This is a genomic window from Comamonas sp. A7-5 (assembly GCF_039581385.1).
In the GTDB taxonomy this organism is placed as follows: domain Bacteria; phylum Pseudomonadota; class Gammaproteobacteria; order Burkholderiales; family Burkholderiaceae_C; genus Comamonas; species Comamonas thiooxydans.
Map to the genome: position 1 here is coordinate 131,386 of NZ_JBCPWO010000011.1, position 17,197 is coordinate 148,582.

The 17,197-nt window shown below is 63.9% G+C and carries 14 protein-coding genes; 12 read left to right on the forward strand and 2 right to left on the reverse strand.

Annotated elements, in window-relative coordinates; all coding sequences use genetic code 11:
* Window positions 1-221: 221 nt before the first annotated feature.
* Window positions 222-1,280, forward strand: a complete 1,059-nt coding sequence (locus AAIL67_RS18220; protein WP_034356064.1) for a 3-keto-5-aminohexanoate cleavage protein — start codon at window positions 222-224, stop codon at window positions 1,278-1,280.
* Between the two features lie 207 nt (window positions 1,281-1,487).
* Complete coding sequence (locus AAIL67_RS18225) at window positions 1,488-2,018, forward strand: hypothetical protein (protein ID WP_156507141.1); 531 nt, start codon at window positions 1,488-1,490, stop codon at window positions 2,016-2,018.
* Window positions 2,019-2,023: 5 nt separating this feature from the next.
* On the opposite strand, the gene AAIL67_RS18230 is transcribed toward AAIL67_RS18225, so the two are convergent.
* Window positions 2,024-2,866, reverse strand: a complete 843-nt coding sequence (locus AAIL67_RS18230) for a TauD/TfdA family dioxygenase (protein ID WP_003062631.1) — start codon at window positions 2,864-2,866, stop codon at window positions 2,024-2,026.
* A gap of 349 nt (window positions 2,867-3,215) precedes the next feature.
* On the opposite strand from AAIL67_RS18230, the gene AAIL67_RS18235 reads away from it, so the two are divergent.
* Window positions 3,216-4,232: an AraC family transcriptional regulator gene (locus tag AAIL67_RS18235; RefSeq protein WP_343484523.1), complete on the forward strand. Its 1,017-nt coding sequence runs from the start codon at window positions 3,216-3,218 to the stop codon at window positions 4,230-4,232.
* A 54-nt stretch (window positions 4,233-4,286) separates the two neighbouring features.
* Here the strand turns inward: AAIL67_RS18235 and AAIL67_RS18240 are convergent, their stop codons facing one another.
* A complete protein-coding gene (locus tag AAIL67_RS18240) occupies window positions 4,287-5,204 on the reverse strand; it encodes a LysR family transcriptional regulator (protein ID WP_034356056.1) in 918 nt (305 codons plus the stop codon).
* Between the two features lie 112 nt (window positions 5,205-5,316).
* On the opposite strand from AAIL67_RS18240, the gene AAIL67_RS18245 reads away from it, so the two are divergent.
* The 9 genes from AAIL67_RS18245 (at window position 5,317) to AAIL67_RS18285 (ending at window position 17,131) form a co-directional block, all read left to right on the forward strand.
* On the forward strand, window positions 5,317-7,434 hold the full coding sequence (locus tag AAIL67_RS18245) for a 3-hydroxyacyl-CoA dehydrogenase NAD-binding domain-containing protein (RefSeq protein WP_343484524.1): 2,118 nt from the start codon (window positions 5,317-5,319) through the stop codon (window positions 7,432-7,434).
* Between the two features lie 260 nt (window positions 7,435-7,694).
* Window positions 7,695-8,891, forward strand: coding sequence for an acetyl-CoA C-acyltransferase (locus AAIL67_RS18250; RefSeq protein WP_343484525.1), 1,197 nt, complete (start codon window positions 7,695-7,697; stop codon window positions 8,889-8,891).
* A 158-nt stretch (window positions 8,892-9,049) separates the two neighbouring features.
* Entirely contained in the window at window positions 9,050-10,249 is a 1,200-nt protein-coding gene (locus AAIL67_RS18255; RefSeq protein WP_034377742.1) for an acyl-CoA dehydrogenase family protein, read from the forward strand.
* 139 nt (window positions 10,250-10,388) lie between these two features.
* Entirely contained in the window at window positions 10,389-11,522 is a 1,134-nt protein-coding gene (locus AAIL67_RS18260; RefSeq protein ID WP_034377741.1) for an acyl-CoA dehydrogenase family protein, read from the forward strand.
* Window positions 11,523-11,570: 48 nt separating this feature from the next.
* Entirely contained in the window at window positions 11,571-12,362 is a 792-nt protein-coding gene (locus AAIL67_RS18265; protein WP_343484526.1) for an enoyl-CoA hydratase, read from the forward strand.
* A 40-nt stretch (window positions 12,363-12,402) separates the two neighbouring features.
* Entirely contained in the window at window positions 12,403-13,650 is a 1,248-nt protein-coding gene (locus AAIL67_RS18270; RefSeq protein WP_343484527.1) for a CoA transferase, read from the forward strand.
* A 214-nt stretch (window positions 13,651-13,864) separates the two neighbouring features.
* Entirely contained in the window at window positions 13,865-14,881 is a 1,017-nt protein-coding gene (locus tag AAIL67_RS18275; protein ID WP_034356035.1) for a tripartite tricarboxylate transporter substrate binding protein, read from the forward strand.
* 254 nt (window positions 14,882-15,135) lie between these two features.
* Window positions 15,136-16,149, forward strand: coding sequence for a tripartite tricarboxylate transporter substrate binding protein (locus tag AAIL67_RS18280; protein ID WP_034377738.1), 1,014 nt, complete (start codon window positions 15,136-15,138; stop codon window positions 16,147-16,149).
* 7 nt (window positions 16,150-16,156) lie between these two features.
* Window positions 16,157-17,131: a nitronate monooxygenase family protein gene (locus AAIL67_RS18285; protein WP_012839556.1), complete on the forward strand. Its 975-nt coding sequence runs from the start codon at window positions 16,157-16,159 to the stop codon at window positions 17,129-17,131.
* Window positions 17,132-17,197 lie beyond the last annotated feature (66 nt).

Consider the following 17,197-nt stretch of genomic DNA (forward strand, 5'->3'; position numbering starts at 1 on the left):
GAGCGCCCGCGTGCTCTGGCGCACTTTGCCAAGCTTTGAGCGTCCTAGGGCAAACGCTTTGTAGACAGCTCTCCTAAAGTGAAATTGCTTTCAATTTCGACGATTCGGTGCCTGCTGGCCGGTGTTGCCCATGCCTTTTGAATGCCTGGCGGCATTGCACAGGGCAGGCAAGCCGCGGCCATGGCTGTCCGTCGAAGCCCGCATTCACTTGGAGACATGTCATGAACTTTCTCGACGGCCACCTGTTCCCCGAAAACCAGCAACCCCTGATCATCACGGCGGCGCCCTATGCTCCGGGCTGGCTGCCTTCGGACTTCCCCGAAGACATTCCCGTCACCATGGAGGCGCAGATCCAGAAAGCCGTGGACTGCTACAACGCGGGCGCCACGGTGCTGCACCTGCATGTGCGCGAGCTTGATGGCAAGGGCAGCAAGCGCCTGTCCAAGTTCAACGAGCTGATCTCCGGCGTGCGCAAGGCCGTTCCCGAGATGATCATCCAGGTCGGCGGCTCCATCAGCTTTGCTCCCGAAGACGAAGGTCAGGCGGCCAAATGGCTCTCCGACGACACCCGCCACATGCTGGCCGATCTGGACCCGGTGCCCGATCAGGTGACCGTGACGGTGAACACCTCGCAGATGAACGTGACCGATCAGGCCGAAGACGCGGACTTTGCCGGTACCTCGCGCGCCAATCCCACGCTGTTCAATGCCTACAAGGAAATGACCGTGCCCGCCCAGCCGGGCTGGGTGGAGGAGCATGTGCGCCGCCTGACCAAGGCCGGCATCCAGAGCGCCTTCCAGTGCTACAACCTGAACAGCTTCGAGTCGGTGGAGCGCCTGATGCGCCGCGGCTTCTACATGGGCCCGCTGGTCATGAACTGGGTGGCGATCGCTGGCGGCATGGACACGCCCAGCCTGTACAGCCTGGCCAACTTTGTGCGCGCCGTGCCCGATGGGGCCGTGCTGACCGTGGAAAGCAATGTGCGCAACGTGCTGCCCGTGAATATGTGGGGCATTGCCGCCGGTCTGCATGTGCGCTGCGGCACCGAAGACTGCCTGTGGAACCAGACGCGTACCGAGAAGGCCAGCACTGTCTCGCAAATCGAGCAGCTGGTGCGCATCTCGCGCGAATTCGGTCGTCCTGTCGCCACCGCCAAGGAGGCGCGCGAGATCAGCAAGATCGGCGTGTTCTACGACAGCGTGGAGGAAAGCCTGGCCGCCAACGGCTTTGCGCCCAACCGGCCCGGCGCCAACCAGGGTTTCCTCAGGAAGACCTCCTGATCTTCCGGGACAGGCTTGCAGGCAGGCCGATCACGGCTTCGCCTGCAAGCGGTCTCTGCTGAACTGACATGCGCAAAAACGGCCTCCGCGATGGAGGCCTTTTTCATGCCCGGATGATTTTGGGCAGACCTGGAAAAATGGCTCTGGCAAGGCTGGGGCCGGGCCTGAGACAGGCCTGGTGAAGGCGTCTGGGCCGGGGGGCTGCGGATGGATGGTCTTGAGCATGCCTCTGGCCAGCTCGCAGCTGTCAAGGCGCGGGAGGTCCGTGATGCGCACGCCGCGCGCCCCACACCGCACGCTGCAGTGCTCGCCACCGGCTCGCCGAGCAGAGATGCTGCAGGCGCGGTTGACGAGGACCACCATTGTCATATTCAGGCTCGTCAGGCTCGCGTGTGCCATGGCTTACAGCAATGGCAGGCTGTATCTCTGTATCTTGCAGTGCTGTCGCCCTCCCGGGCCTGCGCTCTGTCATCGGCCTCAGGGCGCGATTGGCGCAAGGCAAGGCCTGGTCAGGCGCACATTCATGCAGGAGGTGATGATGAAAAAATAATAGCTGCCTGCGCTTTATTTGAAAGCGTTTCAGGCAGCTATGAATTTATCTTCGATGACAGTAAAGCGATGCCAGCTATTGTTTTTGCGCAGTGCTGGTGCGATGCATCGTGTTCCGGCGGCCGGCATGCGGCGCAGGTGGCTGGCAATAGCTGGTCAAAAAAAGGGGCAGAAAAGCGGCTCGGATAGCTCGCTCAAAAAGGCTTGTCGCCGATGATGGCAGCGCGCTCCATCTTGCGCGCGGCGGGCCAGTAATCCTGCACGGCGTAATGCTGGGTGCAGCGGTTGTCCCACATGGCGACGCTGCCGGGCTTCCAGCGAAAGCGAACCTGGTACTCGGGGATGGCCGCCTGACTGATCAGATAGTTCAGCAGCATGCTGGCACCGGGCGTCTTGTCCTGACCATAGCGCACGTTCTCGGGCGTGTGGTAGTTGGCAAAGTGGGTGGTGAAGCTGCAGACGTAGAGAATTTTCTCGCCGGTTTCGGGGTGGGTGCGCACGACGGGATGTTCGACCGGGGGATGCTGGCGGCCCAGCTCCAGACGCTTTTCTTCGGGCATGACGGCGCCGAAGCCGTGCTCGATGCTGGACTTGGCCTTGAGGCCGTCAATCTTTTTCTTGATGTCCTCGGGCAGATTGCGGTAGGCCTCGGCCATATTGACCCAGATGGTGTCGCCACCGACGGCAGGGCCTTCGATGCAGCGCAGCACGCAGCCCATGGTCGGGTTCTCGCGCCACTGACCGTCGGTGTGATAGGTGTTCTCGTAGTTTTCGCGCTTTTCGCTGCGGTAGATCTGCACCAGACCGGGGTGGTCGGGGTCGCTGCCGGCCACGGGGTGATCCTCCAGATCGCCGAAGTGGCGGGCAAAACCCACATGCTCGGCACGCGTGATGTCCTGATCGCGGAAGAACAGCACTTTGTGCTGCAGCAGCAGGGCGCGAATTTCCTCGGCCAGGCCCTTGTCGCGGGACGCATCGCCGAGGTGGATGTCGGAAACCTCAGCGCCGATGCTGCAGGTCAGTTGTTCGACTTTCATGGTCTTCTCCTAAGTACCCGGCAAGGCCTTGATGCAGGACGCCGCCGTCTGATGGAAAAATTCTCGGCGCAGCAACAGTCCCGGGGCTTGACCGATCACGTCAGCTTGTTGCCCTCTTGGGTGTGTGCAAGGAAAACCCTAGGGCCGGGCCTGGGGTGTCTTGAAGTGGACGCATCTGCGCGCCGAGGCGTCATATCTGTCGTGATCTACTGGTATCCATTGATTGACTGCTTGTTGTGATATTGATAAACATCAACACCCGAAACGCAGGTTGCCATTAAGGCCTGTGTCCATCCATGAAATCCGGGCCTGTTGCGCAGTACCCGGGTCAACCGTTTTCCTGGTCACGATGAAGCCCCGTATCCGAAGTGTGAGCCTGTGCAAATACGCCAAGGTGGCGAATGAGCTCGGCATCGACCCGCTGCGCATGTTCCGCCAGGTGGGGCTGGACCACAGCTGCCTGAATTCTCCCGATCTCATGGTTCCCGAAGCTGCGTTTGCGCAGTTGCTTGAGGTTTCGTCCGCCCAGGCAGGGCATGCCTCGCTGGGCCTGCTCATGGGCTCGCATTGGCGTCTGTCCGACTTCGGGCCGATCAGCCTGCTGCTGCAGCACCAGGCCAGCCTCTCCTGCATGCTCAAGACCTTCAAGGACTATGACCACATGATCAGCACCACCGTGGGCACGGAGGTGGTGACCCAGGGGCGCTATTCCATCATCCAGCTGAACCTGGATACCGAGCGCGAGAATCCGGGGCGCCACCCGGTCGAGCTGGGCATCACGGCGCTGATGAGTCTGTGCCGATATCAGCTGGGCAGGGGCTGGAGCCCGGCCAGCATCCACTTCTCGCACAGTTCGCCAGGCAGCACCATGAGCCATCGCCGCGTGCTGGGCAGCGAGATCGTGTTCGGCTCGGACTTCGATGGCATCGTGGTGAGCAACGAGGATCTGGAGGCCATCGATGCCGATCACGACAGCCTCATGGAGAGCCACGCCCGCAGCCTGATGGAGAGCCATGCGCCGCGGCCCACGACCAGATCGCTGGAGCAGCAGGTGCGCAGCACCTTGCAGTCGCTGCTGCCCCATGGACGCCACAGCATTGCCCATGTGGCCGGCGCGCTTGGCTATACGGCCCGCTCGCTGCAGCGGCACCTCGAAACCCAGAACACCAGCTTTCAGGAAACGCTGGACGCCGTGCGCAGCCAGGCCGCGCTGCGTGCGCTGCAGAATCCGCAGCTGTCGGTGAGTGAAGCGGCCGCTCAGGCCGGCTTTGCCGAGAACAGCTCGTTCACGCGCTGGTTCAGCAAGCATTTTCAGCAAAGCCCCAGCAGCTGGCGCCAACAGAATCTGAGCCGCAGCCTGTCCTGAGGCCTCTGTCCGAATGAAAACGCCAGCCTGCTCGCTGGCGTTTTGCGTTGCGCCTCAGGGCTGGGGCATCGCGGCCAGCCGGGTGGCTTCGGGCTGGGCCTTGGCCAGCAGAAAATCGATGCAGGTGCGCACGGCCTTGGTCTGATGCCGGTTGGGCAGGTAGAGCAGATACATATGGGTGCCGAAAATGCTGAGCCGGTACTCGTCCAGCGTGCTCAGCACCTCGCCCGTGGCCAGCTTGTCCTGCACCACATAGTCGGGCACCAGGCCTACCCCCAGGCCGGCCAGAATGCCGTCGCGCAGAAAAGGGAAATGCTCGGAGATCATGGTGGGCTCCAGCATCACTTCGTGGCGCTCGGTGCCCAGATAGGCGGCCAGGCGTAATTGCCGCCCCGTGACTCCGGCGGTGATCAGCGGGCTGGCGCGCAGGGCATGCAGGGTTTTGGGCAGGCCGTGGGTCTGCGCATATTCGCGTGAGGCGCAGGCCAGGTAGCGCACCGTGCCCAGGCTGCGCGCCACCAGGGACAGGGGCGGCTCCTGGATCACGCGCACGATGATGTCCACATCGTCGCGCAGATTGTCGGCCCGGTTTTCGAACAGCACGTCAAGCACGATGCCCGGGTACAGGCGCTTGAACTCGATCAGCCATTCGCTCATCACGATCTGGCCGTAGCCGCTGGGCACGCTGATGCCCACGCGGCCCTGCAGGCTCTGGCCCAGCGCCGTGATGGCCTCGCGTGCGGCCAGCATTTCGTTGTGGATGTTGCGCCCATGCTCGTACAGGCGCATGCCGATCTCCGTGGGCTCCACGCGGCGCGTGGTGCGCTTGACCAGCTGCACGCCCGCTGCCTTTTCCAGCTGGGTCAGGTGATAGCTCACATTGGCACGCGTCATCTTGAGCTTGCGCGCTGCCTGGCTGAGATTGCCGCTATCAATGATTTCGACCAGCAGGGTTAGCGATTGGGAGTCCATGGCGTGTTTGTCCAATTTCCTTTGACAGTCTGTCAATGATTCATGGGATTGTTAGAAAACATTGTCGTCGTAAAAATAAAGCCCATTCCATAAAGAGATTCAGGAGACTCGCATGACCGCCCAAGCCAGCACCTCTGTCGTCGAACTCAAGCAAGACGGTGACGTCCTGCTCGTCAGCGTCAACAATCCGCCCGTCAATGCGCTGGGTGCTGCCGTGCGCCAGGGTCTGATGGCGGCCATGGAGCAGGCCGATGCCAGTGCCGCGGTCAAGGCCGTGGTCATCGTGGGTCAGGGCAAGGCTTTCATCGCCGGTGCCGATATCCGCGAATTCGGCAAGCCTCCGGTCCAGCCCTTCCTGCCCGATGTCTGCAACCGTATCGAGGCCTGCAGCAAGCCCGTGGTGGCCGTGATTCATGGCGCAGCATTGGGCGGCGGTCTGGAGATCGCCATGTCGGCGCATTACCGTCTGGCATTGCCTAGCGCGAAGCTGGGCCTGCCTGAAGTCTCGCTGGGTCTGGTGCCCGGTGCCGGCGGCACGCAGCGTGCGCCGCGTCTGATGGGCGTGAAGGCCGCCACCGAGCTGATGCTCAGCGGCCAGCAGATCGGTGCCAAAGCCGGACTGGCAGCCGGTCTGGTGGACAAGCTGGAAGAGGGGGCGGACCCCGTCGCCGCCGGCCTGGCCTATGCGCGTGAACTGCTGGCGCAGGGCGCGCCGCTGCGTCCCGTCAGCGCCACGCCGGGACGCCTGGCTGACAAGGCCGCCGCCCAGGCGGAACTCGATGTGCTGCGCGCCGACACCGCCAAGAAGTCTCGCGGTCTGTTCTCGCCCCTGAAGATCATCGATTGCGTGCAGGCCGCGCTGGATCTGCCTTTTGCCGAAGGCCTGAAGTTCGAGCGTGCCCAGTTTCTGGCCTGTATCGACAGCCCGCAGCGCGCCGGCCTGATCCACGCCTTCTTTGCCGAGCGCGAGACGGCCAAGATTCCCGAAGCCCGTGCCGCCCAGCCACGCGCCTTCAGCAAGATCGCCATCATCGGCGGCGGCACCATGGGCGCGGGCATCACTGTCTCGGCGCTGGATGCCGGCCTGGTCGTGACCATGATCGAGCGTGATGCCGAATCCATCGCACGCGGCCAGGCCAATGTGGAGAAGGTCTACAACGGCCTGATCGCCAAGGGCCGCATGAGCGAAGAGGCCAAGGCCGCTATTCTTGCGCGCTATACGCCTTCGACCCGCTATGACGACATTGCCGATGTGGATCTAGTGATCGAGGCGGTCTTCGAAGACCTGGAGGTCAAGAAGGCCGTGTTCAAGGAGCTGGATCGCGTCTGCAAGAGCGGCGCCGTGCTGGCCACCAACACCTCGTATCTGGACATCGACGCGATTGCCGCCGTTACCAGCCGCCCGCAGGACGTGATCGGTCTGCACTTCTTCAGCCCGGCCAACATCATGAAGCTGCTGGAGATCGTCGTGCCCGCCAAGGTGGCCCCCGATGTGGTGACCACGGCCTTCGAGCTGGCCAAGAAGATGAAGAAGGTGCCGGTGCGCGCCGGCGTCTGCGACGGCTTTATCGGCAACCGCATTCTGGCCACCTACAAGCAGGCCGCCGACTACCTGATGGAAGACGGTGCCAGTCCCTACGAGATCGACGAAGCCGTGCGCGGCTTTGGCTTTGCCATGGGGCCCTTCCAGGTCACCGACCTGGCCGGTGGCGATATCGGCTGGGCCACACGCAAGCGCCGTGCTGCCACGCGCGACCCCAAGGCCCGTTATGTGGAGATTGCCGACCGCATCTGTGAAAACGGCTGGTTCGGCCAGAAGACGGGACGCGGCTTCTACCTCTATCCGCAAGGCGCGCGCATCGGTCAGCCCGACCCCGAAGTGCTGGCGATTGTGGATGCCGAGCGCGCCAAGAAGGGCGTGACAGCGCGCTCGTTCACGGCCGAGGAAATCATGCGCCGCTACATGGCCGCCATGGTCAACGAAGGCGCCAAGGTGGTGGGCGAGGGCATTGCGCTGCGCCCGCTGGATGTGGACGTGACCTTTATCTCCGGCTACGGCTTTCCGCGCCACCGCGGCGGCCCCATGAAATGGGCCGATATGCAGGGCCTTCCCAAGGTGCTGGCCGATATCGAGGCCTTTGCCAAGGAAGACGCGCTGTTCTGGAAGCCTGCGCCGCTGCTGCAGAAGCTGGTGGCCGAGGGGCGCAACTTCGAAAGCCTGAACAAGTAACACCCCTGAGCCACTGCGCGGCTTCCCCTCTCTCTTCGGGAGGGGACGACGCCATCGCCTGGGCGGCCCCGCCGCGAGGCGGCTCTTGCTCGGCGTCTCGCGCTTGGAGTGCGCCAGTTTTTATCGCCCGGTTAATTTAAAAAAGTAGCTTCTAGCGCTTGATTTGTATGGGTTTCAGTATGAAAAGTATCTGAAGTCAATGAATGACAAGCGCAGACAGCTATCAGAAATAGTTTTCAACATTCACAGAGACAAGCACCATGCGTGAAGCCGTTATCGTTTCCACCGCCCGCACACCGCTGACCAAGTCGCATCGTGGCGAGTTCAACATCACTCCTGCCGCCCAGCTGGCTGCTTTCTCCGTCAAGGCGGCGGTGGAGCGCTCGGGTGTCGATCCCGAAATGATCGAGGACCTGATTCTGGGCTGCGGCAACCCCGACGGTTTCCAGGGGCGCAATCTGGGTCGCCAGACCGTGTTGCGCGCCGGGCTGCCGCTGTCGATCGCCGGCACCACCATCACGCGTTTTTGCGCCTCGGGTCTGCAATCCATCGCCATCGCGGCGGGTCGCGTCGTGGCCGAAGGCGTGGACGTGATGCTGGCCGGCGGTATCGAAACCATCTCCGGCATCCGAGCCGGCAACAATCTGCCCACCGACATGGACCCCTGGCTGGTGGAGCACAAGCCCGAGCTGTACATGGCCATGATCGACACCGCCGATGTGGTCGCCAAGCGCTACGGCATCACGCGGGAAGACCAGGATGCGTTCTCGCTGCAAAGCCAGCAGCGCACGGCTGCGGCCCAGGCCGCCGATCTGTTCAAGGACGAGATCATTGCCTGCTCCACACGCATGATGGAGAAGAGCAAGGAAACCGGCGAAGTCACCTACCGCGACGTGGTGGCCACGCACGATAACTGCAACCGCGCCAGCACCACGCTGGAGGGGCTGGCCAAGCTGGAGCCTGTGAAGGGCCCGGGCAACTTCATCACGGCCGGCAATGCCTCGCAACTGTCCGACGGCTCCAGCGCCTGCGTGGTGATGGAAGCCAGGCTGGCAGAGCGTCTGGGCCTCAAGCCCCTGGGTGCTTTCCGCGGCTTTGCCGTGGCCGGCTGCGAGCCTGACGAGATGGGCATAGGCCCCGTGTTTGCCGTGCCCAAGCTGCTCAAGCGCCACGGCCTCACGGTGGATGACATCGACCTGTGGGAGCTGAACGAAGCCTTTGCCTCGCAGGCCCTGTATTGCCAGCGTCAGCTGGGCATTCCCAACGAGCGCCTCAACGTCAACGGCGGCGCGATTGCCATCGGTCATCCCTTCGGCATGACGGGCGCACGCCTGACCGGCCACATCCTGCTCGAAGGCCAGCGCCGCAAGGCCCGCAACCCCAAGGTCAAGTGGGGCGTGGTGACCATGTGCATCGCCGGCGGCATGGGCGCTGCTGGCCTGTTCGAGATTTTCTAAACACCCCCTGAGCGGCTGGCGCCGCTTCCCCCTCTCTCTTCGGGAGGGGGACGACGCCTTTGCTGCGAGACGGCTCTTGCTCGGCGCCTCTGGTTCAGAGCGTGCCGGTGTCAGAGGCTGCAAAGGCGCGCTGCGCCATGGATTACCAGGAAATAGCAATGGATTTGCAATTCACCCCCCAGGAAGAGGCGTTTCGCGCCGAGGTGCAGAGTTTTCTCAAGGAAAAGCTGCCCAAGCATATTTCGGCCAAGGTCAAGGCCGGCCAGCGCCTGAGCAAGGCTGATCAAGATGAATGGCATGCCATTCTCAATGAGCGCGGCTGGTATGCGAATCACTGGCCCCAGGAGCATGGAGGCCCGGGCTGGGGGGCGGTCGAGAAGTTCATCTTCGACACCGAATGCGCCCTGGCCGGTGGCCCGCGCATCGTGCCTTTTGGCGTGAACATGCTGGGGCCGGTGCTGATCAAGTACGGCAACGAGCAGCAAAAGAAGTACTGGCTGCCGCGCATTCTGAGCGGGCAGGACTGGTGGTGCCAGGGCTATTCCGAGCCCGGCGCGGGCTCCGATCTGGCCTCGGTGAAGACCACAGCCGTGCGCGATGGAGACTTCTACATCGTCAACGGCCAGAAGACCTGGACCACCCAGGGCCAGCACGCCAACATGATCTTCTGCCTGGTGCGCACCAACCGCGAGGCCAAGGCTCAGGCCGGTATCAGCTTTTTGCTGGTGGACATGAACAGCCCCGGCGTGGAGCTGCGCCCCATCCGCACGCTGGACGGCGACAAGGAAGTCAACGAAGTCTTCTTCACCGATGTGAAGGTGCCTGTCGAGAACCTGGTGGGCGAGGAAAACCGGGGCTGGACCTATGCCAAGTATCTGCTGACCTACGAGCGCACCGGCATTGCGGGCGTGGGCTTTTGCATCTCGGCTCTGGCCAAGCTCAAGGTCATCGCCGCCAAGGTGCACAAGAACGGCCAGCCGCTGAACCAGGACCCGCTGTTCGCGGCCCGCATGGCGCGCGTCGAGATCGACCTGGAGAACATGAAGACCACCAATCTGCGCGTGATTGCCGCCGTGGCCGGTGGCGGCGTGCCCGGTGCCGAAAGCTCCATGCTGAAGATTCGCGGCACCGAGATCCGCCAGGAGATCCTGTCGCTGATCCGCCGAGCCATGGGCGTGTATGCCGTGCCCTATATCGACGAGGCCCAGTACGAAGGCCATGACCAGGCGCCCGTAGGCGGCATCGACGAAGCCGCCACGGCCTCGGCCAACTACTTCAACTACCGCAAGCTGTCGATCTTCGGTGGCTCCAACGAAATCCAGAAGAACATCATCTCCAAGATGATTCTGGGCTTGTGAAATCCCCCCTGAGTCGCTGCGCGCCTTCCCCCCGGGGGGACGACGCCCTTGCTGCGGGGCGGCCCTTGCTGGGCGTCCCTGGCGAACCGGGCGGTGGCATGCGACACCGATTCGTTCGATTGGGTAGAAAGAATTTGTCATGAACTTCACACACACCGAAGACCGCCGCATGCTGGCGGACAGCCTGAACCGCTTTGTGGCCGAGCAGTACGGTATCGAACAGCGCAACCATTTGGCCTATGGTGCAGAAGGTCACAGCCCCGCGCTGTATGCGCAATTTGCCGAGCTGGGCGCGATCGGCGCGCTGTTCCCCGAAGAGGAGGGCGGCTTTGGCGGATCGGGCTTTGACATCAGCGTGGTGTTCGAGTCGCTGGGCCGTGGCCTGGTGGCCGAGCCCTTGCTGGGGGCGCTGGTCGTGGGCCAGGCCCTGATTGCGGCCGGCACTGAAGCGCAGAAGCGCCAACTGGAGGACATCATCGCCGGCGGCGTGATCGCTGCCCTGGCGCACGACGAACCGGGCAGTCACTACGAGCTCAACAAGGTCACGGCCACGGCGGCCAGGACCGCCACGGGCTGGGTGCTCAACGGCGCCAAGAGCGTGGTGGCCTTTGGCGAAAAGGCCGGTCTGCTGCTGGTGTCGGCGCGCACTGCAGGCGGCATGTTCGATACTGCCGGCATCAGCCTGTTCCTGGTCGACGGCAACGCCGCCGGCATCGTCAAGCGTGGCTACAGCCGTATGGAAGGCGGCCGCGCCGCCGAGCTGACTTTCGAAAACGTGCAGCTGGCAGAGGATGCGCTGCTGGGTGCCGAGGGCCGGGGCCATGCCGTGCTAGAGCATGTGCAGGGCTTTGCCTTGCTGGCGCTGGCTGCCGAGGCCCTGGGCGCCATGGATGTGGCCAAGCAGAACACGCTGGAGTATCTGCAGACGCGCAAGCAGTTCGGCGTGGTCATCGGCAGCTTCCAGGCGCTGCAGCACCGCATGGCCGATCTGTTGCTGGAGGTGGAGCAGGTGCGCTCCACCGTCATCAATGCGGCCGATGCCATCGACAACGCCCAGGGCACGGAGCGCGAGAAGATGCTGTCAGCCGCCAAGTACACCGTGGGCTCCGTGGGGACCCTGGTGGCCGAGGAAAGCATACAGATGCATGGCGGCATCGGCATGACCTGGGAGCTGCCGCTGTCGCATTACGCCAAGCGACTGGTCATGATCGACCACCAGTTTGGTGACGAGGACCATCACCTGGCGCGTTTCATGGCCTTGACGCAGGCATGAACTCCAGCGCCTGAGGCGCTGCGGTTTCACTAGACATGGAGAACATCAATGAGTGACGCTTTGCTGACCCGCCGCGAAGGTGCCGTACTGGTGCTGAGCAACAACAATCCGGCTGCGCGCAATGCGTTGTCGCCCGCGTTCTACGCGGCCGTCACGACCGCGCTGGCGGATGCTGCGGCTGACGCCAGTGTGGGCGCGGTCGTGCTCACGGGCGAGGGCGGCCATTTCTGCGCGGGTGGCGATCTGCGCCAACTGGCCAGGCGCCGCGAACTGCCCGTGGAGCAGCGCCGAGAAAAGCTCGAAGGCTTGCACGATCTGATTCGTGCCGTGCGCGACTGCCCCAAACCCGTCATCGCTGCCGTCGAAGGCGCGGCAGCGGGCGCGGGCCTGTCACTGGCCCTGGCCTGCGATATGCTGGTGGCCGCCCGCGACAGCCTGTTCTCAGTGGCCTATGTGAAAGTGGGTCTGACGCCCGACGGTGGCGCCACGGCCTTTCTGGCCGAGTTCGTCTCGCGGCAGGTCTTGACCGAGCTGTGCCTGACCGGCGAGCGCATCAGCGGCGAACGCATGTACGCTCTGGGCCCCGTCAACCGCCTGGCCGAGCCCGGCCAGGCTCTGGTCGATGCCGTCGCGCTGGCCGCCCAGATCGCTACCGGCCCGGACCAGGCCACGGCCTTGATCAAGGACCTGTGCCGGCAGGCGCCGCGCAATACGCTGGAGCAGCAACTGGAGCTGGAAGCGCAGCACATGGTGCGCTCGCAGGGGAGCGAGGAGTCCCGTGAAGGCATTGCAGCCTTTCTCGAAAAGCGCAGCGCCGATTTCACCAAACTGCGTGCTTGAGCGCTCGACGAAACCAAGATTTTCCAAGGAGAAAAGGCAGATGGCCGACAGCAATACCGAACAGAACCAGGACATCGACTTCCCGCTGGAGGGGGTGCGAGTACTCGATCTGTCCCGCGTCTTCGCCGGGCCGCTGTGCGGCATGGTTCTGGCCGACTTCGGCGCCGAGGTGGTCAAGGTCGAGCACCCGGGCCGCGGCGACGATACGCGTGACTGGGGCATTCGCATCGGCAAGACCGAGACCACTTACTACAACAGCATGAACCGCAACAAGCGGTCCATCACGCTGGATCTGCAAACGCCCGAGGGCGTGAAGATCCTCCATGAACTGCTGCCTCAGTTCGACGTGCTCATCCACAACTTCAAGACTGGCGGCGCCGAGAAGCTGGGTCTGGGCTACGAGCAGCTCAAGGCCATCAAGCCGGACCTGATCTACTGCGCCGTGGCTGGCTACGACAGCAGCGGCCCCGAGGCCAAGCGCCCCGGCTACGATCTGGTGATTCAGGGCGAGGCGGGCCTGATGGCGCTCAACGGCGAGGCAGGCATGCCGCCGCTCAAATTCGGCGTGGCCGTGGTGGATCTGGTAACCGGCATGTATGCAGCCCAGGCCGTGCTGGCCGCCTTGTTCCGCCGCGAGCGCACGGGCAAGGGCCGGCTCATAGAGATGGCGCTGTACGACAGCGGCATCACGGTCACAGGCTACTACGGCCTGGATGCACTGCAACTGGGGCGCGACCCCGAGCGCTACGGCAATGCCCACCCCTCCATCGTGCCCTACGGCATGTACGAGGCCGCCGACGGTCCGCTGATCATTGCCGTGGGCAACAACAGTCAGTTCGACAAGTTCTGCCGTCAAGTCATCATGCGCCCTGACATCGTCGAGGACCAGCGCTTCTCCACCAACGTCAACCGGGCCAGGAACCGGCTGGAGCTGCTGCCCATGCTCAAGACGCTGATTGGCAGCTTCCCGCGCGACCAGTTGCTGGAGCGCCTGACGGCTGCAGGCATTCCCTGCGGCCGTGTGGCCGGCCTGCACGAGGCCCTGACCAGCGAGCGCACGCGCCGCAGCGGCCTGCTGCGCGACATGCCCCATCCCGTGGTCGGCACCACGCCCGTGTTCGCGCCGCCCTACCGCCTGGACGGACAGCGTCTGCCCATCCGCCATGCACCGCCCACGCTGGGTGAGGGCACGCGAGAAGTGCTGCAGCGCCTGCTGACGCTCGATGATGTGCAATTGCAGGACCTGCAAGCCAAGGGCGTTCTCACGCTGCCCCAGGAGCCTTCATGAAGCACCCCCTGAGCCGCTGTGCGGCTTCCCCTCTCTCGCTTCGCGGGAGGGGACGACACCCTCGCTGCGGGGGCGGCCCTTGCTCGGTGTCCCTGTTGGGCCGTGTCAGGCTCACAGGCCGCGGACATCTTCTAGAGCCATAAATAACTCAAAAGCAAGATTAAAGGCCGCGCAAGACGGCAGATAAAGACAGCGACTTCATAGGAGACAAACCATGAGCATCCAAGTCACACGCCGCGATCTTCTGCAAGGGCTGGCCGCCATCGGCGGCGGCAGCCTGCTCGCCACGGGTGCCGGCAGCGCCCTTGCGCAGGCAGGCAAGCCGGCCTGGCCCGCAAAGCCAATTCGCGTGGTCGTGCCCTTCAACGCGGGCGGCGCCACCGACATCATCGCGCGCACCATCGGCGAGGTCCTGGCCAAGCGCCTGGGCCAGCCCGTGGTCATCGACAACCGCGGCGGCGCGGCCGGCATCCTCGGCACCGAGGCCGTGGCCAAGGCCGCGCCCGACGGCCATACGCTGATGGTCTCGCTCAGCACCTCCATGCTGATCAACCAGTTCCTCTACACCAAGCTGCCCTACAACCCGCAAAAAGACATCGCGCTGATCAGCCAGATCGCCGCGGCGCCCGTCACGCTGGTCGTCCATCCTTCGGTGCCGGCCAACAATATGAAGGAGCTGCTGGCCTATGTGAAGGCGCACAAGGGCAAGCTGTCCTATGGCTCCTGGGGCGTGGGCTCGTACGCCCATCTGGCCGGTGCCTATATGAGCAAGACCATGGATGCCGACATGAACCATGCGGCCTACAAGGGCGAGGCACCCATGATCCAGGAGCTGATCGGCGGCCAGCTGCAGCTGTGCTTTTCCAGCGCGCTCAACACCAAGCCTTTCATCGATTCGGGCCGCCTCAAGGCCATCGGCGTGACCGGCAAGGAACGCATGGAAATCCTGCCCAAGCTGCCGACCATCTTCGAGCAGGGCGTGACCGACGACGCCTATTCGATCTACGGCTGGGTGGCCATGGGCGCGCCTGCCGGCACGTCCAAGGAAGTCGTGGACCAGCTCTATGGCCACCTGCGCGAGATCATCAAGGACCCCAAGGTGCTGGAGCGCATCACGGGCGCCGGCTTCATACCCATGATGAACAGTCCCCAGGCTTTCCGCGACAACTACCAGCGCGATATGCCGGTCTGGAAAGCGCTGGTCGAGCAGGCTGGCGCCAAGCTTGATTGAACCCCTGAGTCGCTTCGCCTGGGCGGCCCCGCGCCTTCTCCCTTGAAGGGGGCATACGGGCGGCCGGCGACACCCTCGCTGCGGGGCGGCGCGGCCGGCGTAGGCTCTTGCTCGGTGTCCCGCGCTTGCGCCGCGACAGTTTCATAGGTTGCGGGTGGCGCGCAGCGCCATGGATCACTGAGTGACTGATTTTTACGGCCTGCGGCAGTGGGCCACCACCGACGACTGCTGAGACAGCTTTGACAGGAGACTTCATGCACAAGCGCAATCCCGCACTTAAGGCCTGCACCAGCCGGCGCAGCGTTCTGGCACTGGCTGCCGCGCCGCTGCTGGCTGGCATGGCCGGCGGCGCCCTGGCCGAGGCTGACTGGCCAGCCAAGATGCTGCGCCTGGTCGTGCCTTTCCCGGCCGGTGGCCCTACCGATACGGCATCGCGCATCGTGGGCCAGAAGCTGGGCGAGCGCCTCAAGCAGACCGTGGTGGTGGAAAACCGCCCCGGCGCCTCGGGCTCCATCGCGGCCGTGCAGGTCGCCAAGAGTCCGGCCGACGGCTACACGCTGATGATGCTGGCCACGCCCACGCTGCTGGCCCCCCATCTGTACAAGAAGGCCGGCTACGACACCGTCAAGGATTTCGCGCCCGTGGCCACGGTCTATGACCTGCCCATCGTCATCGTGGTCAATCCCACGCTTTTGCCCGATGTCACCGACCTCAAGAGCCTGATCGCCCACGCCAAGGCCCGGAAATCAGCGCTCAACTACACCAGCTCGGGTGCCGGCAGCTTCGGCCACCTGAGCATGGAGCTGCTCAAGCAGATGGCCGGCTTCGACATGCAGCATGTGCCCTACAAGGGCGGCGTGCCCGCCATCACCGACACCATCGGCGGCCAGGTGCCCATCATGTATGCAGACCTCGTGGCTGCGCTGCCTCATATTCAGGCCGGCAAGCTGCGTGCCATCGCCGTGGGCTCGCCCCAGCGCGTGAGCATGCTGCCCGACATCAAGACCATTGCCGAGCAGGGCATCAAGGGCTATGACGCCGTTTCCTGGGGTGGTCTGCTCGCGCCGAAGGACACGCCCAAGGCCGTGGTTGACCGCATTGCCTCCGAAGTCCAGCAGATACTGGCCGACAAGGACATCCAGAGCAAGCTGCTCCACGCGGGCGCCATCGCCACCTTCCAGAATCCCGCCCAGCTGGGCCAGCGCATCCAGCAGGACTACACGCGCTGGGGCCAGCTGATCCGCGACAAGGGCATTGCAGTGGAGTGACAACTACATGAAGACACGCATCACCGAACTCTTTGGCATAGAGCACCCCATCATCCAGGGCGGCATGCACCATGTGGGCCTGGCCGAGCTGGCCGCCGCCGTCTCCAACGCCGGGGGACTGGGCATCATCACGGGCCTGACACAGCGCACGCCCGAGTTGTTGGCGCGCGAGATCGCGCGCTGCCGCGAGATGACGGACAAGCCCTTTGGCGTCAACCTGACGTTTCTCCCTTCGGTCAACCCGCCTGACTATCCGGGCTATGTCAAGGCCATCATCGAAGGCGGCGTCAAGGTGGTCGAGACGGCCGGCAACAACCCGCAGAAATGGCTGCCCGCGCTCAAGGAAGCTGGCATCAAGGTGATTCACAAATGCACCTCGGTGCGCCATGCGCTCAAGGCCGAGGCCATCGGCTGCGATGCCATCAGCGTGGACGGCTTCGAATGCGGCGGCCATCCGGGCGAGGACGACATCCCCAACTTCATCCTGCTGCCGCGCGCTGCCGAAGAACTGAAGATTCCCTTTGTCGCCTCGGGCGGCATGGCCGACGGCCGCTCCCTGGTGGCCGCGCTGGCGCTGGGCGCCGAAGGCATCAACATGGGCACGCGCTTCATCGCCACGAAAGAGGCACCCGTACACGACAAGGTCAAGCAGGCCATCGTCGCGGCCAGCGAGCTGGATACCCGCCTGGTCATGCGCCCGCTGCGCAACACCGAGCGCGTGCTGACCAACTCCGCCACCGAGCGCCTGCTGCAAAAAGAGCGCGAACTGGGCGCGGCCATTACCTTTGCCGACATTGCGCCCGAGGTGGCTGGCGTCTATCCGCGCATCATGCACGACGGCGACATGGACGCGGGCGTCTGGTCCTGCGGCATGGTGGCCGGCCTGATCCACGATGTGCCGACGGTTGCGCAACTGATCACCGGCATCATGGACCAGGCCCATGCACTGATCAACGAGCGGCTCGCGGGCCTGGCCCGCTAAGCCTTTCACTCTTCAAAACCAGGAAAGAGCTTTCTCATGAAAATCCTTGTACCCGTCAAACGTGTC